Origin of the sequence: Pseudomonas sp. JZ114 (assembly GCF_051027705.1) — a bacterium.
Lineage (GTDB): Bacteria > Pseudomonadota > Gammaproteobacteria > Pseudomonadales > Pseudomonadaceae > Chryseomonas > Chryseomonas luteola.
Map to the genome: position 1 here is coordinate 196,054 of NZ_CP069256.1, position 20,952 is coordinate 217,005.

General features: G+C 59.9%; 24 protein-coding genes. 13 read left to right on the forward strand and 11 right to left on the reverse strand.

Going from position 1 to position 20,952, the window contains the following annotated elements; translation table 11 throughout:
* Positions 1 to 53: 53 nt before the first annotated feature.
* Complete coding sequence (locus JQR90_RS00940; protein WP_010796527.1) at positions 54 to 338, reverse strand: hypothetical protein; 285 nt, start codon at positions 336 to 338, stop codon at positions 54 to 56.
* A gap of 62 nt (positions 339 to 400) precedes the next feature.
* Here JQR90_RS00940 and JQR90_RS00945 point away from each other — a divergent pair, with 62 nt between their 5' ends.
* On the forward strand, positions 401 to 1,387 hold the full coding sequence (locus tag JQR90_RS00945) for a magnesium transporter CorA family protein (protein ID WP_010796528.1): 987 nt from the start codon (positions 401 to 403) through the stop codon (positions 1,385 to 1,387).
* 3 nt (positions 1,388 to 1,390) lie between these two features.
* Here JQR90_RS00945 and JQR90_RS00950 read toward each other — a convergent pair whose 3' ends face one another.
* On the reverse strand, positions 1,391 to 1,828 hold the full coding sequence (locus JQR90_RS00950; RefSeq protein WP_010796529.1) for a hypothetical protein: 438 nt from the start codon (positions 1,826 to 1,828) through the stop codon (positions 1,391 to 1,393).
* 168 nt (positions 1,829 to 1,996) lie between these two features.
* The gene (locus JQR90_RS00955) at positions 1,997 to 2,521 is read right to left on the reverse strand and encodes a RipA family octameric membrane protein (protein WP_010796530.1); all 525 of its coding nucleotides are present in this window, start codon (positions 2,519 to 2,521) and stop codon (positions 1,997 to 1,999) included.
* Positions 2,522 to 2,687: 166 nt separating this feature from the next.
* On the opposite strand from JQR90_RS00955, the gene JQR90_RS00960 reads away from it, so the two are divergent.
* Positions 2,688 to 3,356: a glutathione S-transferase family protein gene (locus tag JQR90_RS00960; protein WP_010796531.1), complete on the forward strand. Its 669-nt coding sequence runs from the start codon at positions 2,688 to 2,690 to the stop codon at positions 3,354 to 3,356.
* A gap of 85 nt (positions 3,357 to 3,441) precedes the next feature.
* Entirely contained in the window at positions 3,442 to 4,317 is an 876-nt protein-coding gene (locus JQR90_RS00965) for an NAD(P)-dependent oxidoreductase (RefSeq protein WP_010796532.1), read from the forward strand.
* Positions 4,318 to 4,359: 42 nt separating this feature from the next.
* Here the strand turns inward: JQR90_RS00965 and argH are convergent, their stop codons facing one another.
* On the reverse strand, positions 4,360 to 5,754 hold the full coding sequence (argH, locus tag JQR90_RS00970) for an argininosuccinate lyase (protein WP_010796533.1): 1,395 nt from the start codon (positions 5,752 to 5,754) through the stop codon (positions 4,360 to 4,362).
* Positions 5,755 to 5,896: 142 nt separating this feature from the next.
* Here argH and JQR90_RS00975 point away from each other — a divergent pair, with 142 nt between their 5' ends.
* The 8 genes from JQR90_RS00975 to JQR90_RS01010 all read left to right on the forward strand — a co-directional run bounded on the left by JQR90_RS00975 (position 5,897) and on the right by JQR90_RS01010 (position 13,293).
* Positions 5,897 to 6,973 (forward strand): sensor histidine kinase, encoded by a 1,077-nt coding sequence (locus JQR90_RS00975; protein ID WP_010796534.1) that lies wholly within the window; start codon positions 5,897 to 5,899, stop codon positions 6,971 to 6,973.
* 4 nt (positions 6,974 to 6,977) lie between these two features.
* A complete protein-coding gene (locus JQR90_RS00980) occupies positions 6,978 to 7,724 on the forward strand; it encodes a LytR/AlgR family response regulator transcription factor (RefSeq protein WP_010796535.1) in 747 nt (248 codons plus the stop codon).
* A 108-nt stretch (positions 7,725 to 7,832) separates the two neighbouring features.
* Entirely contained in the window at positions 7,833 to 8,795 is a 963-nt protein-coding gene (gene hemC, locus JQR90_RS00985) for a hydroxymethylbilane synthase (RefSeq protein ID WP_230382228.1), read from the forward strand.
* Complete coding sequence (locus JQR90_RS00990) at positions 8,792 to 9,553, forward strand: uroporphyrinogen-III synthase (protein WP_010796537.1); 762 nt, start codon at positions 8,792 to 8,794, stop codon at positions 9,551 to 9,553. Before hemC ends, JQR90_RS00990 begins: the two co-directional genes overlap by 4 nt.
* A gap of 23 nt (positions 9,554 to 9,576) precedes the next feature.
* Complete coding sequence (locus tag JQR90_RS00995) at positions 9,577 to 10,746, forward strand: uroporphyrinogen-III C-methyltransferase (RefSeq protein WP_073450077.1); 1,170 nt, start codon at positions 9,577 to 9,579, stop codon at positions 10,744 to 10,746.
* Entirely contained in the window at positions 10,743 to 11,954 is a 1,212-nt protein-coding gene (locus JQR90_RS01000; RefSeq protein WP_010796539.1) for a heme biosynthesis protein HemY, read from the forward strand. The genes JQR90_RS00995 and JQR90_RS01000 overlap by 4 nt, the downstream gene beginning before the upstream one ends.
* 160 nt (positions 11,955 to 12,114) lie before the next feature.
* On the forward strand, positions 12,115 to 12,624 hold the full coding sequence (locus tag JQR90_RS01005; protein WP_037030661.1) for a disulfide bond formation protein B: 510 nt from the start codon (positions 12,115 to 12,117) through the stop codon (positions 12,622 to 12,624).
* Positions 12,625 to 12,786: 162 nt separating this feature from the next.
* Positions 12,787 to 13,293: an Rsd/AlgQ family anti-sigma factor gene (locus tag JQR90_RS01010; protein WP_010796541.1), complete on the forward strand. Its 507-nt coding sequence runs from the start codon at positions 12,787 to 12,789 to the stop codon at positions 13,291 to 13,293.
* Between the two features lie 63 nt (positions 13,294 to 13,356).
* On the opposite strand, the gene JQR90_RS01015 is transcribed toward JQR90_RS01010, so the two are convergent.
* Positions 13,357 to 14,184 (reverse strand): aldo/keto reductase, encoded by an 828-nt coding sequence (locus tag JQR90_RS01015; protein WP_010796542.1) that lies wholly within the window; start codon positions 14,182 to 14,184, stop codon positions 13,357 to 13,359.
* A 76-nt stretch (positions 14,185 to 14,260) separates the two neighbouring features.
* The gene (locus JQR90_RS01020; RefSeq protein ID WP_010796543.1) at positions 14,261 to 15,190 is read right to left on the reverse strand and encodes a LysR substrate-binding domain-containing protein; all 930 of its coding nucleotides are present in this window, start codon (positions 15,188 to 15,190) and stop codon (positions 14,261 to 14,263) included.
* 110 nt (positions 15,191 to 15,300) lie between these two features.
* Here JQR90_RS01020 and JQR90_RS01025 point away from each other — a divergent pair, with 110 nt between their 5' ends.
* Positions 15,301 to 16,380 (forward strand): tartrate dehydrogenase, encoded by a 1,080-nt coding sequence (locus JQR90_RS01025; protein ID WP_010796544.1) that lies wholly within the window; start codon positions 15,301 to 15,303, stop codon positions 16,378 to 16,380.
* A 62-nt stretch (positions 16,381 to 16,442) separates the two neighbouring features.
* Here JQR90_RS01025 and znuB read toward each other — a convergent pair whose 3' ends face one another.
* The 3 genes from znuB to JQR90_RS01040 are packed head-to-tail and all read right to left on the reverse strand — an operon-like array spanning position 16,443 to position 18,473.
* Entirely contained in the window at positions 16,443 to 17,228 is a 786-nt protein-coding gene (znuB, locus tag JQR90_RS01030) for a zinc ABC transporter permease subunit ZnuB (RefSeq protein WP_037029903.1), read from the reverse strand.
* Entirely contained in the window at positions 17,221 to 17,991 is a 771-nt protein-coding gene (znuC, locus tag JQR90_RS01035) for a zinc ABC transporter ATP-binding protein ZnuC (RefSeq protein WP_010796546.1), read from the reverse strand. Before znuC ends, znuB begins: the two co-directional genes overlap by 8 nt.
* Positions 17,988 to 18,473: a Fur family transcriptional regulator gene (locus tag JQR90_RS01040; protein WP_010796547.1), complete on the reverse strand. Its 486-nt coding sequence runs from the start codon at positions 18,471 to 18,473 to the stop codon at positions 17,988 to 17,990. The genes znuC and JQR90_RS01040 overlap by 4 nt, the downstream gene beginning before the upstream one ends.
* Before the next feature lie 65 nt (positions 18,474 to 18,538).
* Here JQR90_RS01040 and znuA point away from each other — a divergent pair, with 65 nt between their 5' ends.
* Positions 18,539 to 19,483, forward strand: coding sequence for a zinc ABC transporter substrate-binding protein ZnuA (znuA, locus tag JQR90_RS01045; protein ID WP_010796548.1), 945 nt, complete (start codon positions 18,539 to 18,541; stop codon positions 19,481 to 19,483).
* A gap of 71 nt (positions 19,484 to 19,554) precedes the next feature.
* Here znuA and JQR90_RS01050 read toward each other — a convergent pair whose 3' ends face one another.
* On the reverse strand, positions 19,555 to 20,505 hold the full coding sequence (locus tag JQR90_RS01050) for a homoserine kinase (protein ID WP_010796549.1): 951 nt from the start codon (positions 20,503 to 20,505) through the stop codon (positions 19,555 to 19,557).
* A gap of 122 nt (positions 20,506 to 20,627) precedes the next feature.
* Positions 20,628 to 20,909 carry a DUF2782 domain-containing protein gene (locus tag JQR90_RS01055; RefSeq protein ID WP_010796550.1) on the reverse strand — a complete coding sequence of 94 codons (282 nt, stop codon included), beginning with the start codon at positions 20,907 to 20,909 and terminating at the stop codon, positions 20,628 to 20,630.
* Positions 20,910 to 20,952 lie beyond the last annotated feature (43 nt).

Here is a 20,952-nt window from a genome sequence, read left to right on the forward strand (position 1 = left end):
CTCGCTGGACGCTACCGCCTGTCCAAAAGCACCGGTGGGCGGTTCGCTCTGTGCTACTCCACGTCCGTACCAGTTTCCGGCAGGTCCGGCAGCGCCCGCAGCAATTGTTCGTAGCGGGCCGTGTCGAAGGGGCGGTCTTCGGTCATCATGGTTTCGATCTCGTTGGCCAGCACGATCGCCATCAGGTGGACGATTTCCTCACGTTCGTGCCCTACCAGGGTCAGTTTATTGAAGACGGCCTGTGTAAAAGGCGGTTCGCCGGCCGCCAACTGGTTCTCGATCGCCGAGATCAGATGGGATTCGACAAAGGATTCTTCGTTGTCATCATGGTCAGACATGGTATTGGTTCACTCAGGACAGTTGATGCCAGTCACTGGCAGATAATGGAGTTCAAGCAGCAATGATTACCTGCTACACCCTCGTTAACGGTATGTTAACCCCTAAGACCATCACGCCCGACGAGCCTTTCCCTCAGGATGCCTTGTGGATCGATCTTTTATCGCCTACCGATGAGGAAGAGCAGTTCCTGGAAAAGAGCCTGGCGGTAAACATTCCGACCCGGGAAGAGATGGCCGAAATCGAAGAGTCGTCCCGTCTGTACGAGAGTGAGCGGGCCCTGCACATGACGACAACGGTCGTCAGCGGATTCAGCGAACACCAGCCGACGGCTTCGGTGCTCAACTTTGTTTTGACGCCCGAGTGGCTGGTAACGGTGCGTTACGCTGAGCTGTCAGCGTTTCGTGCGTTTCGCACCAAGCTCAGCCAGCACCCGGGACTGCACAAGCGCAGCGACACCATTTTCATCTCGCTGCTCGACAGTCTGGTCGACCGGATCGCTGATATTCTCGAATCGGTGCAGGCCCATCATAACCGGCTGGCCAATGCCATTTTTCGGGAGCCCAAGCCTGATGACGAAGGCCCCAAGGCACCCAAGTCGGATCTGCAATCCATTCTGAAGCAGTTAGGACGCAGCAGCCTGCTGCTGGCCCGGTTGAGCGATAGCCTTCTGGGCATCAATCGATTGCTCAGCTACCTGCGCCGAGCCGCCAGCGAGTGGATCTGTCGTGAAGCCAAAGCCTGGATGAAAACCGTCGAGCGTGACTCCCGCTCGCTGGGGGACTACCAGAACCGCATGAACAACGAAATCAGCTTTCTACTTGATGCCACCCTGGGCCTGATCAATATCGAGCAGAACGGCATCATCAAGGTGTTCTCGATTGCTGCCGTTCTGTTCCTGCCGCCCACGCTGGTCGGTACGGTGTACGGGATGAACTTTGAAAACATGCCCGAACTGAGCTGGCACTTCGGTTATCCCCTTGCCCTGGTGGCCATGGTGGTATCGGCCATCATTCCATATGCCTGGTTCAAATTCCGCGACTGGCTGTAAGAATCAGGTTGTCGTGCTGACAACGGAGCCCGTGCTACCGCTGGTGGCTTGCAGCAGCGCCGCATAGGCCTGTTGCAGCGAGGCACTGAGGCTGCTGATCTGGGCTTGCGCCGCCTGTACTCGTATCTGCTTTTCCTGCTCGGAGGCATTGCTGGCCTGGGCCTGCTGCAACTCCTTTTGTGCACGCTGCAGCTGTTTTTCCAGATCCTTGATGGTCTTCTTGAGCTTTTCGATCGTGCTATCGGAGTCACTGCCGCTCTGAACCTGACCGCCACCGGCAGGCGCATCCTTTAGTGTCAGGCCTTGATCGGTTTTCCCGCTCTTTTCCACGGACGTCGCAGAGGTGTCAGTGTCTGCAGAAGTGGCAGATGAAGGCGAAGTGGATGGCGGTTGGAAGGCAACGTTCAGCGAGGTGGCGAGTCGGTCGGTTATTGTGGACATGGCATCCTGTCTCTTCGAAAGGGTGCCATGCCATCGGCTGGTTATCGCGGAAGTTGATTCAGTATCGATGAGTGGTTGCTAACCGTTACTCGTCGGTCGTAACGGCGTTGTTGGCAACGTTTGTAGAGGCTGACCGATGATCAGCAGCTCACATCCGTAGCCTTTTACTTAGCCGTACAGCAGATGCAGCGAGACCGCCAGCACACCCAGAAACGCCCATACCACACTAAAGATAAGCGGGGAGCGCAGCGAAAACAGCAGCGATTTTCGGTAACGGCTGCCATTGAGAGGCTCGTTTCCTGCGCCGTAAAGCGGCGTCACGCGGATTACACAGGGTTCGTTCAGGGTGTCCAGCAGCTCGCATTGTTTGCGGTGCCAATGCTCGATTACATCAAAGGCAGCCTTGATGCCAGGCCAGGCGTGGATCGATGTCACCAACCCCAACAATGCCAGCAGAGTGGGCACATATAGGGTGAACTGAGTGCCCCATTGGCTGTTGGTATTGCTCATTGAAGACGCGAACGCAATCATCAGAAAGGACTGCGACGACAGATAGGCGTTGGTCCGGTTGGACAACATCGACGACTCAAACTGGATCTCCGCGCGGTAGAAATCAAGCTGCTCCCGGAGGCTGCCAAAGAGTGTTTCCGCCTTGTCCGTACGGGGATGCGCGGCTCCCGTAGAGCTCATCATGTGGATCGCTCCTGCTCAAAAAGCTCTCTTGTAGGGCTTTTAAGACCGTGTAGAGTTCCGGTTCAAAGGCAGCGCGCGAAGTCTTGTACAAGAAAAACTTTTCACCGACGCATTGGGCGTCTACGGTTATCTGGCTTATCTGTCCAATGCCTTGGAGGCATGTCGAATGCTCAAGCTCTATGGGTTTCCCGTCAGCAACTACTACAACATGGTTAAGTTTGCGTTGCTCGAAAAGGGGCTGGAATTCGAATCCGTTACGGTTTTCCCCAGCCAGGACGAACAGTTTCTTGCGATCAGCCCCTGCGGCAAGATACCGGTGCTGGAAACCGAACATGGCTTTATCAGCGAAACCAGCGTGATTCTCGAGTACATCGAGGAAACCCAACCGGGAACGCCGCTGTTGCCGACCGATCCGTTCGCGCGTGCCCGCGTGCGTACTCTCATGCGCGAAATCGAACTCTATATCGAGCTGCCGGCGCGCCAGTGTTACCCGGAAGTGTTCTTTGGCGCCAAGGTCGACGAAGCCATCAAGGAAAAGGCCCGTCACGAATTAAGGTCCGGTATCGCTACGCTCAAGCGGCAGGGGTCGTTCTCGCCTTATGTGGCAGGCGATACTCTGACCCTGGCCGATGTCTACTTTCTCTACAGCATCGACCTTGCCCGTGGGGTTGCCGAGCAATTGTTCAGTCTTGACCTGATGGCAGGCTTTCCGGCTGCCCAGGCGCTGCTGGATCGCCTGAAGCAGAACGCCCATGTGCAGCAGCTATATGAAGAAAAGGCTCAATCCATGAGCAGTTTCCTGGCCATGGTTCGCAAGCGTCTGGAAAGCGCCTGACCCAAGCGTTTTGTCGATCGCAGGGCACACTCGTCTGGCATGATGGTCAATCCAGCACTTAGCCATCAGTAACGAGGACATTGTCATGCGTATCGGATTCATCGGTTTGGGTGGAATGGGCAAGGGCATGGCCGGCAACCTGATCAAGGCCGGCCATGAGGTCCTGGTCTGGAATCGCTCGCAGCAGGCGGTTCAGGAAATGGTCAGCCAGGGTGCCAAGGCCGCCAGCGAGCCCGCGGACGCATTTGATGCCGAGGTGGTGGTGTCCATGCTGGCGGACGACGCCTCTACCCGCGCCGTCATTCTCGACAGTGGCGCGCTGGACCGTGCCCGCGCGGGGGCGATCCACCTCAGCATGGCCACGCTGTCGGTTGCCTTTGTAGCCGAATTGATCGAGCGTCATGCCAAGGCAGGCGTCGACTACATCTCCGCACCAGTCTTCGGGCGTACCGATGTGGCCGTGGCGGGCAAGCTGAACATTGTGGTGGCCGGCCCGCAGGCTGCGGTGGATAAGGTCCAACCGTTGTTGGATGCCATGGGCCAAACGACGTGGCCGCTGGGCGAGGACCCGCTACGGGCCAATATCGTCAAGATTGCCGGTAATTTCATGCTGGCAAGCGCTATCGAGACGATGGGCGAAGCGTCCGCCTTGACCAAGAGTTATGGCGTCGAGCCAGCCGATCTGCTGAATATCCTCACCAACACCCTGTTTGCGGCACCGGCTTACAAGAATTACGGAGCAATGATTGCTGAGCAGCGCTTCGAGCCGGCTGCCTTCAAGCTGACCCTTGGTCTGAAGGATGTCGGGCTGGCGCTGAGTGCTGGTCAGGCGAAGAACGTACCGCTGCCGTTTGGCAGTGTGCTGCGGGATAACTTGCTGGAAGCCGTCGCCCAGGGCGAGGGGCATCTGGACTGGTCTGCATTGGGCGGTCGTGCGCTCAAGCGCTCCGGGCAGGCATAGGCAGAGCAGGGCGCCATCACGTATATGGCGCCCTGTTCCGATTTACCGGCTCGCCAGTAATTCCCGGCCGCGCTGAACGGCGGCGCGGACCTGCGCCGGTGCGGTGCCGCCGATGTGGTCACGGGCGTTGACCGAGCCTTCCAGGGTGAGGACTTCAAATACGTCCTGCTCGATCTGGTCGCTAAAGCGGCGCAGTTCTTCCAGGCTCATCTCGGCCAGATCCTTGCCGGAATCCACGCCATACTTCACTGCATGTCCCACGATCTCGTGGCAGTCACGGAAGGGCAGCCCCTTGCGCACCAGATAATCAGCCAGGTCGGTAGCCGTGGAGAAACCACGACGGGCGGCTTCACGCATGACGTCGCGTTTGGGCTTGATAGCCGGGATCATATCGGCAAAGGCGCGCAGGGAGTCACGCAGCGTGTCGGCAGCGTCGAACAGCGGCTCCTTGTCTTCCTGGTTGTCCTTGTTGTAGGCCAGGGGCTGGCCCTTCATCAGCGTCAACAGGCCTGTGAGGGCACCGAATACGCGACCTGTCTTACCACGTACCAGCTCCGGCACATCCGGGTTCTTCTTTTGCGGCATGATCGAGGAGCCCGTGCAAAAGCGGTCGGGCAGGTCGATGAACTGGAACTGGGCGCTCGTCCACAGTACTAGCTCTTCAGAGAAGCGCGACAGGTGCATCATGGCCAGCGAGGCAGCTGAGCAGAATTCGATAGCGAAGTCACGATCGGATACACCATCCAGCGAATTACCGCCAACGGCCTCGAAGCCCAGCAGCTCGCATGTGATCTCGCGTTGGATCGGGTACGTGGTTCCGGCCAGGGCGGCGCTGCCCAGCGGCATGCGGTTCACGCGCTTGCGGCAGTCCACCAGACGCTCATGGTCGCGTGACAGCATCTCGAACCAGGCCAGCAGGTGATGCCCGAACGTCACGGGCTGCGCGGTCTGCAAATGTGTGAAGCCGGGCATGATGGTGTCGGCTTCACGCTCGGCCTGCTCCAGCAGACCCTGCTGCAAGCGGGTGATCTCTGCGAGGATCACATCGATCTCGTCGCGTAGCCACAACCGAATGTCTGTCGCGACTTGATCATTTCGACTGCGACCGGTGTGAAGTTTTTTACCAGTGATGCCGATACGGTCAGTAAGACGGGCTTCTATGTTCATGTGCACGTCTTCGAGATCGACGCGCCACTCGAACTGGCCTGTCTCGATTTCGTGCTGGATCTGGTTCAGTCCGTCTGCAATGGCGTCGCGTTCGGCATCCGTCAATACACCCACTTTGGCCAGCATGGTGGCGTGAGCGATGGAGCCCATGATGTCGTGGCGGTACAGGCGCTTATCGAAGTCGACCGAAGCGGTAAAACGTGCGACGAAGGCGTCGACGGGTTCGCTGAAGCGACCGCCCCAGGATTGATTGGTTTTTTCGTTGCTCATTGGTGGGCTCGCAAATGGCACTGAACGTGAATGGACGTAACGGGATGATAACAGCCTTGCGCTGGTGCAACGTGCACCACAGTTATCCCGTTAACTTTAAAACAACCTTGCCGTTCGTCGGATAGTAGTAAACACTTTGACCATGCCTATCAAATACCTGACCAAGCGCCGGCCTGCCCCGGTCGATGAGTTTTTCGTACCGGAGCTATGCGAGTCGGAAGCCCTGCTTGTCCTGATTGTGCTGGCGGAACTGCTGGTCCTGGTGCTCGTTTTGGCCGATCCCCTGACCACATCCTTCAACTGGGTACGGTTGGCGCTGGTCTCGCTGTTCGTGCAATGGAACGTGCTGCTCTCGGCTGCCGTTCTCTGCCGTTTGCGGCCTTTTCTGGCACGCCTGAAGCCGGCATTGGCTGGAGTTATCTGCTGCGCCCTGGTGGTGGGGCTGACCCTGGCCTGCACTGCCGTGGCTGACTGGCTGGAGCTGGCCGGCCCTATGCAGCAGTCCGGCGAGGTCAAGCTGTATGAGCGGCATGCCCTTATCGCGCTGATCATGTCGGCCTTGATGCTGCGGTATTTCTACCTGCAGAGCCAGTGGCGGCGCCAGCAGCAGGCCGAACTCAAGGCACGGATCGAGTCGCTTCAGGCCCGTATCCGTCCGCATTTTCTATTCAACAGCCTCAACAGTATTGCCAGCCTGATCGCCATCGATGCCGACAAGGCTGAGCGTGCCGTGCTAGACCTGTCCAGCCTGTTCAGGGCAAGCCTGTCCAAGCCTGGAACACGGGTTCGCTGGTCGGAAGAACTGGAGCTGTCACGTCGCTACCTGGAGATCGAGAAGCTACGCTTGGGAGATCGTCTTCAGGTCGACTGGCGCATCGATGGTGTGCCGGATGATCTGCCGATCCCGCAGTTGACGCTGCAACCGCTTCTGGAAAACGCCTTGATCTACGGGATTGCGCCGCGGATCGAGGGTGGATGTGTGGTGGTCGAGGCGACCTATGTCGCAGGGATATTCGAATTGTCGATGAGCAATCCATTCGATGAGCAGGCCGAGCAACATCCTCGGCCGCCAAAAGGTACGAAACAGGCTTTAACCAATATCGAATCGCGACTAACGGCACTTTTCGGCCCGGGAGCGAGTCTCAAAATCGAACGCCGTGACCAACGGCACATAACCTGTCTTCGCTATCCATGCGAGCGACTCACGCAGGAAGCCTGAGCCTATGAACGTCCTAATCGTCGATGACGAACCGTTGGCGCGCGAGCGTCTGGCCCGTCTGGTTGGGCAACTAGACGGCTATAAAGTCTTGGAGCCCTCCGCCAGCAATGGCGAAGAAGCGTTGGCCCTGGTCGAAAGCCTGAAGCCGGATATCGTATTGCTCGATATTCGTATGCCAGGTCTGGACGGGCTACAAGTAGCTGCCCGACTATGCGAGCGAGAAGCACCGCCTGCGGTTATTTTCGTAACCGCCCATGATGAATTTGCACTGGAGGCCTTCAAGGTCAGTGCCGTGGGGTATCTGGTCAAGCCGGTACGCCAGGAAGATCTTGAGGAGGCCCTGAAAAAAGCCGAACGCCCTAATCGCGTTCAGCTGGCTGCACTGACCAAGCCGCCGTCCAGCGGCGGTCCGGGGCCGCGCAGCCATATCAGCGCCCGGACCCGCAAGGGCATCGAGCTGATTCCGCTGGATGATGTCGTTTATTTCATTGCCGATCACAAATACGTGACCCTGCGTCACGGCAACGGTGAAGTCCTGCTGGACGAGCCGCTGAAGGCGCTGGAAGACGAGTTCGGTGACCGGTTCGTCCGTATCCACCGCAATGCCCTGGTGGCGCGGGAGCGGATCGAGCGCTTGCAGCGTACGCCGCTGGGCCATTTCCAGCTGTATCTGAAAGGGCTCAATGGCGATGCGTTGACGGTCAGCCGACGACATGTAGCCGGTGTACGACGCCTGATGCAGAACCTGTGACGCTGAGGGGCAGGACCTGCCGTTCTGTGCGCACGGCGCGCGGACGATTGGTCTTGCCTATCAGGGCGAAAGCGGCTTGCGACAGGAGAGCCTGTTATCATTCCGGTCATGTTTCAATCCCGGAATAGGCTCATGAACCGCGAGATTCGCATTGCCACGCGTCAAAGTGCGCTTGCCCTGTGGCAGGCCGAGTATGTAAAGGCCCGTCTGGAGGCAGCCCACCCGGGGTTGCACGTCAGTCTGTTGCCGATGACCAGCCGGGGCGACAAGCTGCTCGATGCACCGCTGGCGAAGATTGGTGGCAAGGGCTTGTTCGTCAAGGAGTTGGAAACGGCGCTGCTCGAAGGCGAGGCCGACATTGCCGTGCATTCCATGAAGGATGTGCCGATGGAGTTTCCCGAAGGCCTTGGGCTCTACGCCATCTGCGAGCGGGAAGATGCACGCGATGCCTTCGTTTCCAACACCTATTCCAGTCTGGCGGATCTGCCGGCCGGTAGCATTGTGGGTACTTCCAGTCTGCGCCGTCAGGCCCAGCTGCTGGCCCAACGCCCAGACCTTGAGATCCGTTTCCTAAGGGGCAACGTCAATACGCGCCTTGCCAAGCTGGATGCAGGCGATTATCACGCCATCATTCTGGCAGCGGCCGGGCTGATCCGTCTGGGTTTTCAGGACCGCATCCGTGAATCCATCAGTGTCGAAGACAGCCTTCCGGCAGGTGGACAGGGCGCGGTAGGCATCGAGTGCCGCACGGACGATGCCGAAGTCCACGAACTCCTGAAGCCGCTCCATCATCTGGAGACCGAGCAGCGCGTCATTGCCGAGCGCGCCATGAACCGCCATCTCAACGGCGGTTGCCAGGTGCCCATTGCCTGCTATGCCATCCGCGAAGGCGAAGAACTCTGGTTGCGTGGCCTGGTGGGTCAGCCGGATGGCACCCTGCTGCTGCGCGCCGAGGCGCGGGGATCGGTTATCGACCCGTCTGCATTGGGTATCCAGGTTGCGGATGAGCTACTTGCCCAGGGCGCCGGTGACATTCTACGGGCCGTTTACGACGAGGCTGCCCAGCCATGACGGCTTGGCGGCTGCTTCTGACCCGTCCGGCCGAAGAGTGCATACCCCTGGCGGCTGCACTGGACGAGCGGGGCATTTACAGCGCCAGCCTGCCGTTACTGGCCATCGAGCCGCTGCCTGAGACACCGGAGCAGCGCACCCTTATGCTGGATCTGGACCGCTACAAGGCGGTCATCGTGGTCAGCAAGCCGGCCGCCCGACTCGGCCTGGAGCGGCTTGACCAGTACTGGCCGCAGCTGCCCATTAACCAGACCTGGTTCGCCGTAGGCGCCGCCACGGCGGATATTCTCGAAGCGTATGGTCTTTCGATCATCACGCCCGACCAGAGCGAAGACAGCGAGGGCATCCTGGCCTTGCCGCAGCTTGATCAAGCCTTGCAGGAGGCCGATTCCCGCGTGCTGATCCTGCGGGGCGAAGGTGGCCGGGAAACCATGGCCGACACGCTGCGTGAGCGAGGCGTGCAGGTCGACTACCTTGAGTTGTACCGGCGCGTATTGCCGGATCATCCACAAAATGCCCTGACCGAGTGCCTTGCAGCGGAACGCCTCAATGGCATCATGGTCAGCAGTGGGCAGAGTTTCGCGCACCTGCGTACCCTGGCCGGCTCCGCATGGCCGGACGTGTGTTCGGTGCCGCTGCTGGTACCCAGCGAGCGTGTGGCCGAGCAGGCCCGCGCGGCCGGTATCCAGCGTGTCATTACCTGTCATGGCGCCAGTACCGCTGCGGTACTGGCGGCGCTTGAAGAGCATCATCCTTGAATAACCGATCAAAGGAAGGACTTGTGAGCGAAACAGTCACTCCCACTGACGATGCCGTACCGGCATCTGGCGAGACCGTCAACGCGACGCCTCCACCTGCCCCGACTCCGGAAAAGCCCCGGCGTGGCAGTGCCGGGCTGGCTCTGCTGGCATTGCTGGTAGGCGCTGCCGGCCTGGCGGCCGGTGGCTGGAGCCTCTGGCAGACACGGACCCTGCATGAGCAGGATCATGCCCAGCTGGCTCAGCTTGAAGATGCCCGTAGCCTGACGCGTCAGGTCGAGCAGCGTGAGCAGGCCCTGGCCGCTCAGCTGGAAAAACTGCCCAATGCAGAAGATTTCGAAAGCCGCCGCCGGCTGATGAGCCAGCTGCAGGCCGACCAGCAGCACCTGGCCCAGCAATTCAATGAAGTGGTTGGGCAGAGCCGGCAAGTCTGGCGCCTGACCGAGGCCGAGCACCTGATGCGCATGGCCACGCTGCGCCTGACAGCGCTGCAGGATGTGCCCAGCGCGCAAAACCTGCTCCAGGCGGTCGATGAGATTCTCAAGTCGCAGAACGATCCGGGCGCCTTTGCCGTGCGCCAGCAGCTGGCGAACAGTCAGCAGGCGCTGCGCCAGCTGCCGGACTTGGACCGCACCGGCCTGTTCGTTCAGCTGTCCGCTTTGCGAGATCAGGTACAAACGCTTGAGCCGCTGCCGCCGCGCTTTGTGCATCCCGAAGGGGATCAGCCCGGTGTCCAGGCCAGCGAGGAAAGCACGAACCGCTTCGTGCGTGCCTGGCAGCGTCTGCGCGAGCGTGTTTCCGGCTACTTCCGGATCGATTTTTCAGCGGACAAACCCATCAAGCCGCTGCTGGCTGAGGAAAGCCTGGCCCAGGTCCGCCTGGCCATGAACCTGGCCCTTGAGCAAGCTCAGTGGGGAGCACTCAATGGCAACCAGGCGGTCTACCAGCGTGCGCTGACCCAGGCGCAAGGCGTTCTTGAGGCTCACTTCAATAGCCAGAACGCTGAAAGCCGCGCGGTTCGTGAGACCTTGAGCGAGCTGGCGGACAAGCCTGTAACGCTCAATCCACCGGATCTCAGCCCGACGCTGTCGGCTCTTCAGGCGTATATCGCCCGCCGTCAGCAACCTGAATCGACTACTTCTGCCCAGCCTGCACCCCCGGCTGCGTCGCCTGCCCAGGAGGAGCAACTGTGAAACGATTGACCCTGCTGTTCCTATTTGCCGTACTGGTTGCCCTCGGGGTAGCCGTCATCATGGCGGATGAGTCAGGCTATGTGCTGTTCTCCTACAACAGCTTCCGTTACGAATCGAGCTTCTGGGGGTTCCTCGCCCTGATCGTAGCGGCCGTGATCGTCCTGTACCTGTTGCGGCTGGCCTTGTCGGCCCTTGGCGTTTCGGGCCGAGTGGTCAATCCCTGGTCGCGTTACAACAAGCAACGCCGTGTCGCCCAGGCCGCTCATCGTGGTCAGCTGGAGCTGGCTGAAGGTGACTGGTCGTCAGCGCTCAAGCACCTGAAGACTGCAGCGGAAAGCGATGCACACCCGCTGACTCACTATCTGGGTGCCGCCCGGGCTGCCAACGAGATGGGTCAGTACGAAGAAAGCGACGCGCTTCTGCAGAAGGCCCGAGAGCGCGAGCCCCATGCCGATGTGGCCATCGGTCTGACTCAGACTCAATTGCAGATCCATCGGGCGCAGTATTCCGAGGCACTGGCAAGCCTGGCGCCTTTGCATGCAAAGTATCCCAAGCATCCCTACGTACTCTCACTGATGCAGCGCCTGTATGTGACCACGCGTGATTGGCCGGCACTGATCGGCCTGTTGCCGGAGTTGCGCAAACAGCGGGTTCTGGGCGAATCGGAATTAAGTGATCTTGAGCGCCGCGCCTGGTTGGCCTCGCTGGATGAGGTTAGCCCCATTGGCGATGAGGCACCTACACAGGCAATAGCGCGCCAATGGCAGCAGGTCCCCAGTGCGCTGAAAAGCGACGTGGAAATCGCCCATGCCTACGCGGCTCGTTTGCATGAGCTGAACCGAGAGGATGATGCCGAGGACGTACTGCGTGCTGCCATCAAGCGTAATTACGACGACCGGTTGGTCCGCCTGTATGGCTACATCAAGAGCCGTGACCCGGCCAAACAGCTGCAGTTGGCCGAGGGTTGGCTGCGCAACCGTCCAAACGACCCCGTTCTGTTGCTGACGCTGGGCCGTCTGTGTCAGACCAACCAACTCTGGGGTAAGGCGCGGGATTATCTCGAGGCCAGCCTGAGCGCCCAGCGCACACCCGAGGCCTGCGGTGAATTGGCGCGTCTTCTGATCCATCTGGGCGAGACGGATCGCAGCAACCAATTGCTGCTGGAAAGCACCGGCAGCCGCCCGACTCCTCCGGCGCTGCGGGCTTAAGAGGTGTTCAGGCAGGGTCTGGTGCGGTTCTTCACGCCAGACCCTTTATCCCTCTTGCAGCACCTCTCATCCGCCCTACCGCGTATAAGCTGCTTTACTTCGCTTGAAAGGCCGCAACGCTTTCACTACCGTAGCGACCTCTATTTCTTTTGGAGCCGTCCTGCTCGTGACTAGCCCGCGTTTTATTTTTTCGCTGATCGCTATTGCTTGCGCCGTGCTCATGGCCGCCGGCCTTTACCTTGAGCACGTCCTCGGCCTTGAACCCTGCCCGCTCTGTATCGTCCAGCGGATATTCTTCATCATCGCCGGTATCCTGGCGTTCATCGCGGCCCTGCATAATCCGGCTACCCGCGGCCAGCGTGTCTATGCGGTCCTGATCTTTCTGTCCTCGGCCCTGGGCGCTGCGACCGCCGGTCGGCAAGTGTGGCTGCAGACATTACCGGCCGACCAGCTGCCTGCCTGCCTGCCCAGCCTGGATTACATGATGCAGGCCCTGCCATTCCAGGACGTTGTGCGCCTGGTTCTGCATGGCACGGCCGATTGCGCTGAAGTGAACTGGACATTGTTTGGCATGAGCGTGCCGGAGTGGAGCCTGCTGGCCTTTACCGGCTTTATTCTGCTTTCGATCTATCAGTTCTTCCGCCGCTCCCGTGGTGTCATTGTCCGATAATCGGAATGCCGTTCAGCAGGTCACAGGGGTTGCAGTCGATCACTGAACGGCACTACTCTGCTTCGACGGTGTCCGAACAGTCTCTGGTTGGATTAACCGGGTCGAACGCCTTACGACGAAGACCGTCGGGGCTATTGTTTCGCCGCTGAGGAAGAGTTCGTCATGCTTGAACGTTGCCGAAATGCACAAGAACGTTGGGGTGGGGTGCACCAGATGATTGATCGCTGGTTGCAGGAACGTCAAAAACTGGTAACGGCATATCAAGCCCTGCAGCTAGAGCCTCAGTTGGCTCCGATGGTAAACCACAAGGGCCTTGAGCAGCTGTGCGATCTGCTCGTGGACTATGTATCGGCAGGGCACTTCGAAATCTATGAGCAACTGATGAACGAGGCAAAGGCCTTTGATGATCAGCGTGCCATGGAATTTGCCCATACCGTTTATCCACGCCTGCAGGCCTTGACCGAGGCTGCCCTGAATTTCAATGACCGTTGCGACAGTGGCGACTGCCATGAGCCGGCTCGCCTGCTGGTTGAGCTGCAGCAACTGGGCAAACTGCTCGATGAGCGCTTCGAGCTTGAAGACTGCCTGATCGAAGTGCTGCACAATTCGCATCAGCTGCAGCCAATGTCCACGCCCGGCGTGGCCGCGTCTCAACAGCCGGTCTATTGAGTGACGCGCTGATCGATGCACATGAAAAACCCCGCCTAAGCGGGGTTTTTTGTGCCCGATGGATTAGCAGAATTCTGCCGGGTCCGGGCCCAGGCGCTTGCCTTCATCCAGAGCGGCGATCTTTTGCATGTCATCGCTGTCGAGGCTGAAGTCGAAAATATCGGCATTTTCGCGGATACGTTCGGGATTGGTGGATTTGGGAAAAATGATTGAACCAAGCTCGACATGCCAGCGCAGGATGACTTGGGCAGGCGTCTTGCCATGCTTTTTCGCCAGTTCCTGGAACAAGGGATGCTTGAGCAGCTCGCCGCCCTGAGCGAGCGGACTCCAGGCTTCGGTCAGGATATTCTTCTGACGGTTCACTTCGCGCAGGTCATTTTGCTGTAGCAGCGGATGAACTTCGATCTGGTTCACCACTGGGGTTACACCAGTCTCCAGAATGATCTGCTCCAGATCTTCCTGGCGGAAGTTGGATACGCCTACCGAGCGAACGCGACCCTCTTCACGCAGGCGCAGGAACGCTTTCCAGGTATCCAGAAACTTGCCAGCCTTGGGGCAGGGCCAGTGAATGAGGTAGAGGTCTACGTAGTCCAGCTTGAGCTTGGACAGGCTCTCGTCAAAGGCCTTGAGGGTTTCGTCGAAGCCCTGGCGCTCGTTCCACAGCTTGGTTGTCACGAAGAGTTCGCTGCGGTCGATGCCGGATTCGGCGATGCCCTGGCCTACGCCTTCCTCGTTGTTATAGGCAGCCGCTGTATCGATGTGGCGGTAGCCCATTTCGAGGGCTGAGCGGATCAGCTGGGGCGCTTCTTCGTTCGGGGTTTTCCAAGTGCCCAGGCCGAACTGGGGAATATGGTGACCGTCATTGAGTTGAAGGCTCGGAATCGAGGACATGATTACTCCTGTGTCGAGATGAAGGGAGTCGTATATTTCCGGCGGTATCGGTGATACGACCGGGGAGGAGCCGTTTCTATCCCGGCGCGTTACGAACGGGCTCGGGAGCATTGGGCAGGCGCGCCTCCAACGCTTGGGCCAGATAGCGGACAAAGACCTTGATACGGCGAGGCACGTGCCGGCGGTACGGGTAGACCGCGTAGATGTCGGCACGGGGTGCCTCGTACGCGGTCAGCAGCGGCAGCAGGGCGCCCGAGGCGAGGTGCTCATGGACATCCCACCAGGAGCGCAGGATCAGGCCATGGCCGTCCAGCGCCCATTGCAGGGCAACTTCTCCATCATTGCTCGACAGGCTGCCGCTGACCTTGTGAGCGTACTCACGTCCCTCCTTATGGAAACGCCAGATAGCGTAGTCGCTGCCATCCTGGCGCAGCACGATGCAGTTATGTGCACTCAGCTCGGATACCTCATGGGGCGTACCGGCGCGGCTCAGATAGGCTGGAGAGGCACAGAGCAGGCGCGGATTGCCCAGCAGGCGATGGCCGACCAGGCGTGAGTCCGGCGGCTCGCCCATGCGAATACCGATATCCATGCCCTGGTCCAGCAGGCTGAGCGGCTGGCTGGTCAGCTCAAGGGATAGCTCGACATCAGGGTACTCCTGGGCAAAGCGGGACAGGACAGGGGCGAGGTGGCGTCGCCCAAAGCCAAAGGTTGCGTTGATTCTGAGCTGCCCGCGCAAGGTCTGGCGTTGGTTGCCCAAGGCGCTTTCTAACTCCTCCAGCTGCTGGAGAATCGGCCGGGCGCCCTCCAGGTACAGCTCGCCTTCTGCCGTCAGGTCAAGCCGTCTCGTCGTGCGTTGTACCAGCTGAACACCCAGGCGCTGTTCCAGCTGCGTCAGTCGCTTGCTTACTGCAGGGAGTGACAGCCCCAGCTCACGCGCCACGGCGGTAAGGCTGCCCCGTGTGGCGACGCGCTGGAAAAAGCTGAGGTCATCAATGGCGGACATGCAATTCTTTACCTGAATTCAATAATGGCTTTCTTCAAAGGCGAATTGTGTGGATCGGAGGAGTGAATAACACTGGCCGGACTGTGTATCAACTACAAGAGGATTCGCCCATGAGCACGCCCTGTTACCGGATTGCAGTCATTCCCGGCGATGGCATCGGCAAGGAAGTCATGCCTGAGGGCATTCGGGTCATGGATGCCGCTGCAAAGGCATTCAACCTGACGCTGCAATGGGACTGGTTTGATTTTGCCTGTGCGGATTACTACGTGAAGCACGGCAAGATGATGCCGGACAACTGGTTCGAACGGCTCAAGGGCTACGACGCGATTTACTTTGGCGCGGTGGGCTGGCCCGAGGTGGTTCCTGATCATGTCTCCTTGTGGGAGTCGCTGCTGAAATTCCGCCGTGACTTCGACCAGTACGTGAACCTGCGCCCCTGCCGCCTGATGCCGGGCGTGAGAAGCCCGCTGGCCAACCGCAAGCCGGGTGATATCGATTTCTATGTGGTGCGCGAGAATACCGAAGGCGAATACTCCAGCATCGGCGGCAAGATGTTTGCCGGCACCGAGCGCGAAGTGGTCATGCAGGAAACGGTCATGAGCCGTATCGGGGTCGATCGCATCCTCAAGTTCGCCTTTGAGCTGGCGCAGCGGCGTCCGAAGAAACACCTGACCTCGGCCACCAAATCCAACGGCATTTCCATCACCATGCCTTACTGGGACGAGCGGGTGGAAGCCATGGCGGCAGGCTATCCAGAGGTCAAGATCGACAAATACCACATCGATATCCTGACGGCGAATTTTGTGCTGCATCCGAACTGGTTCGACGTCGTCGTGGCAAGCAATCTGTTCGGGGACATTCTTTCCGACCTTGGCCCGGCCTGCACGGGTACGATCGGTATTGCGCCTTCGGCCAACATCAATCCGGACCGCCGCTTCCCTAGCCTGTTCGAGCCCGTCCATGGCTCGGCGCCGGACATTGCAGGCCAGGGGATTGCCAATCCCATCGGGCAGATCTGGTGCGGCGCGATGATGCTGGAGCACCTGGGCCACCATGACGCTGGCGCGGCAGTACTGGCTGCCATCGAGACCGTTCTGGCAAAAGGTCCGGACAATGCACCGCTGACACGGGATATTGGCGGGACGGGAACGACCGAGGCGCTTGGCAAGGCCATTGCCGCGCAGTTCTAAAGAGTGTTCTCTGACCAATAAAAAAGCCCCGCCTAGGCGGGGCTTTTCAGGTCCAGTGACGCTTAAGCCCGTCGGGGCAGGGTAAAGCTGAGCAGGAAGAGCGCTGCGGCCGAGACCACGATGGAGGGGCCGGCAGGCGTGTCCTGATACCACGACAGCGATAGGCCCAGGCACACCGCAATGATCCCCAGCACACTGGCGCCAAAGGCCATTTGCTCGGGGCTGCGGGCATGGCGCTGCGCGGCAGCGGCGGGAATGATGAGCAGCGACGTGATCAGCAGGACGCCGACGATTTTCATCGCGACCGCAATCACGATGGCAATGAGCAGCATCAGGGCCATGCGGATGGCCGTAACCGGCAGGCCTTCCACCTGGGCCAATTCCTCGTGGACGGTAATGGCTAGCAGGGGGCGCCAGAGCGCGGCCAGCGCGGCCAGTACGATCACGCTGCCGATCAGAATCCACCACAGATCGCTCTGGCTGACGGCAAGCAGATCCCCAAAGAGATAGCTCATCAGGTCGATCCGTACGTCCTTCATGAAGGACAAAGCCACCAGGCCTAGCGACAAGGTGCTGTGGGACATGATGCCCAGCAGCGTATCGGCGGCCAGGCCCCGGCGGCGCTGGAGCAATACCAGAAGGACAGCCAGAACGACGCAGCCAACGGTAACCGCCAGGGTCGGGCTGACATCAAGCAAAAAGCCCATCGCCACACCGAGCAGGGCTGCGTGGGAAAGGGTGTCGCCAAAATAGGCCATACGTCGCCAGACCACGAACGAGCCCAGCGGCCCGGCAACAACCGCCAATGCAAGCCCGGCGAGCAAGGCGTAAAGAAGAAAATCAGCCATGCTTGCAGTGTTCACCATGGACGTGGGGTTTCATCACGACGCCGCCATGCAGTTCATGGGCATGGTCGTGGTGATGGTGGTAGATCGCGAGGCTGCGCGCGTCCTGGCCGAACAGTTCGACAAAGGCCGGATCGCCGCTGACCTGCTCGGGATGGCCGGAGCAGCAGATGTGATGATTCAGGCAGACGACCTGATCAGTGGTGCTCATGACCAGATGCAGGTCATGGGAAACCATCAGCACGCCACAGCCGTAGCGGTTGCGCAATTGGGTAATGAGCCGATAGAGCTCCGCCTGACCGCTTACGTCCACACCCTGGACCGGCTCGTCGAGCACCAGCAGCTCGGGCTTGCGCAAGAGCGCACGGGCCAGCAGCACGCGCTGCAACTCGCCTCCGGAAATGGTTTGCAAAGGGCTGTCGAGTAAGTGATCTGCACCTACCTCGGCCAGGGCGCTGGCGGCACTTGTACGGTCTACACCCGGCACGAGCCGCAGGAACCGCAGCACAGAGAGCGGAAGCGTTGCATCTACGTGCAGCTTTTGCGGCATGTAGCCAATCGTCAGGCGTGGCTGACGCCAGACGCTGCCGGTGTCCGGCTTGAGCAGACCCAGTACGGTGCGCACCAGTGTTGTCTTGCCGGCCCCGTTGGGCCCGATCAGCGTGACGATTTCGCCACGCGTGAGGGTCAGGTTTACCTGATCAAGAATGTTCTGCCCGGAAAAGCGCACGCCCACATCGGACAGCTGGATCAGCGCATCGCTCATTGAGCGTCCTGGCAGGCAGAGCAGAGGCCGATGACTTCAACTGTCTGGCCTTCGACCTTGAAGCCGACCGTGCCGGCACCTGCCTGAATAGCCTCATGAATGGCAGGCTGTTCAAGCTCGATTGCCACATGGCAATGGCGGCAGATCAGGAACTGACCCTGGTGGGCATGCCCTGGGTGATTGCAGCCAATAAAGGCGTTCAGGGAGGCGATGCGGTGCACCAGGCCGTTTTCGAGCAGGAAATCCAGCGCACGATAAACGGTCGGCGGTGCAGCACGGCGGCCGTCCTGCTCGCTGAGAACCGCCAGGATGTCATAGGCCCCGAGCGGCTTGTGGCTTTGCCAGACCAGCTCCAGCACGCGGCGGCGCAGGTCGGTCAGGCGTACACCGGACTTCGTGCACAGCGATTCGGCCTCACCCAGCGCATGGGTGACGCAATGGGAATGGTCATGCGGGCGAGAAGCCAGAGGGATACTCGTCATTGAAATGAGCCGTTTATGAATAGGGACGTTATTATATTGCAAACGTACTGCTTTGAGACCCTTCCGTGATCCGATCCCTGATTGCCGGCGCTCTGTTCGGCCTGACCGCTTTTGCAGCCTCGGCCCATGCCGAGGTCAACGTACTGACCAGCATCAAACCCCTACAGCTGATTGCTGCGGCGGTGCAAGAGGGTGTCGATACGCCCGATGTCCTGCTGCCACCAGGCGCCTCCCCGCACAACTACGCCCTGCGGCCTTCCGACATACGGCGCATCCGCGAGGCGCAGCTGTTCTATTGGGTAGGGCCGGACATGGAAGTCTTTCTCAAGGATGTGTTGCCCGGCCGGGACAAGCCCAGCGTCGCCATACAGGAGCTACCTGATCTGCACCTGCGGCGCTTCGTCAATTTCAGCGCCGAAGCAGATCACGAGCACGAACACGACCATGGCCATGACGAAGCTTTCGAGCACGACCATGACCATCGTCCCGGCTCCATCGATGCGCATCTCTGGCTCTCGCTGAACAACGCACGTGTGATCGCTGCCAGGATGGCGGCTGATCTTTCGGCCCAGGACAGTGCCAACGCCGACCGCTACAAGGCGAATCTGGCAGCCTTCAATCAGCGGCTCGACCGCCTCGATGGCCAGCTCAAGCAGGATCTGACGCCCTTGATCGGCAAGCCGTATTTCGTCTTCCATGAGGCCTTCGACTACCTCGAGGAAGCCTACGGCCTGTCACACCGTGGTGTATTTGCCATCAGTGGGGATGTGCAGCCGGGCGCCCGCCATGTTGCCGCAATGCGCGCCATGCTGAAGAGCGCCGGGCCCACCTGTGTCTTTACCGAGCCGCCGCTGCGCCCACGTCTGGCCGATACGCTAAGCCAGGGCCTGCCAGTCACGCTGTCCGAACTGGATCCGCTGGGCGCTGATGCGCCAGTCAATGCCTCCGGTTATGAGACGCTGCTGACCAACCTGACGGGCAAGCTGACGGATTGCCTGGGTAAAATTTAGGCAAAGGCGATTTTGACTAGCTGAGTCGTTGAGGCAGGGGCTTCGTATACAGGACGAAGCCCTCGAAAAGCTCACAGCGACAGGGGGAGTCGCAGCGCAACACTCTGGCGCTGGGCGAGACGGTGCTCGAACTCGGCAGGGTCGTGGATCAGCACATCCTGACCGGCAAAGGCCTTGGCGGCAATCAGGCGGGACAGCCAGAAGCGTACGCAGGCAATCCGCAGCATAACCGGCCAGAGTTCGACTTCGAGCGGCGTGAAGCGGCGCTTGGCGGCATAGGCGGCCAGTAATGAGCGGGCGCGCGGCTCGTCGAGCGAGCCGTCTTCGCGGGAGCACCAGTCATTCACCGTGATGGCGAGGTCATAGAGCATCCAGCCTGAGCAGGCATTGTAGAAGTCGATTACGCCAGACAGGTGCGGCCCGTCGAACATTACGTTGTCGCGGAACAGGTCGGCATGCAGGTTGGCGCATGGCAGGTTGGGGTTTCGCTCCTGCAGCGCGCGAATCTCCTCCAGTGTGTTATGCAACATCGCCTGGGCCGATTCGGGTAGCTCGTTTGCCAGTTGTGGGCCCTGCTCCAGCATCCAGGCAAGACCCCGGTCGCTTGGGCGCTCGATGATTCGATCGCGTGTTGCCAAGTGGATGCAGGCCAGCAGCGAGCCGACTTCCTGGCAGTGATGAGGGTTCGGTACGCGCTCATGCTTGCCTGGTAGCCGCGGCTGCAGCAGGGCAGGCTTGCCCTTCAGGGTCCGTAGTCCGTCTCCCGCCTCGGTGCGCAGCGCATACGGCACTGGCAGATCGGCTTCATGCAGCACATCCAGGAGCTGGATGAAAAACGGCAGATCGGCTGCCGGACCGCGCTCGACCAGTGTCAGCACGAACTCACCGCCTTCCAGGCTGATGAAGTAGTTGGTGTTCTCGGACCCTTCGGCAATACCGCGAAAGTCGCGCAGGCGGCCAAGGCCATAGTCTGCCAGGAAAGCTTCAAGCGTCGGGCGGTCGAGCGGGGTAAAGACAGACATGGGGCGAAGCTTTCCTCAAAGCGTCATGGACGAGAACGGCCTGCAAGCCGAAAAACGGCGGGCAGTTTACCGCCTGCTGCCGCCTGAGGAACAGCCACCCGTACCGACAGGGCCGAATAAAATCACCAGCGGAAGATTTCCCATTGGGGAATCAGCATGTCGGGCTGGTCCGAGCGGATGAAATTGCTGTCGCCATCGGCGCGCACCAGAAAATACGGCTTGCCGTGCTTGGGAGTGATTTTGATGGCATACAGAAAACCGTTCACGCGGTATTCCTGGATGGTCTTGTCGCCATCATGACGGATAGTCACGTCCGGCTCGGGCGAAGGGTCCTCCTGGGCCAGTACGGGTACGGTAGGGGCAGCTAAAAGACCGATGAGTAAAAGTCTGCTGAGCACTCGCATGGTAACCTTGTCCTTTTGAATAGGTCAGAGGAAATTCTACCTC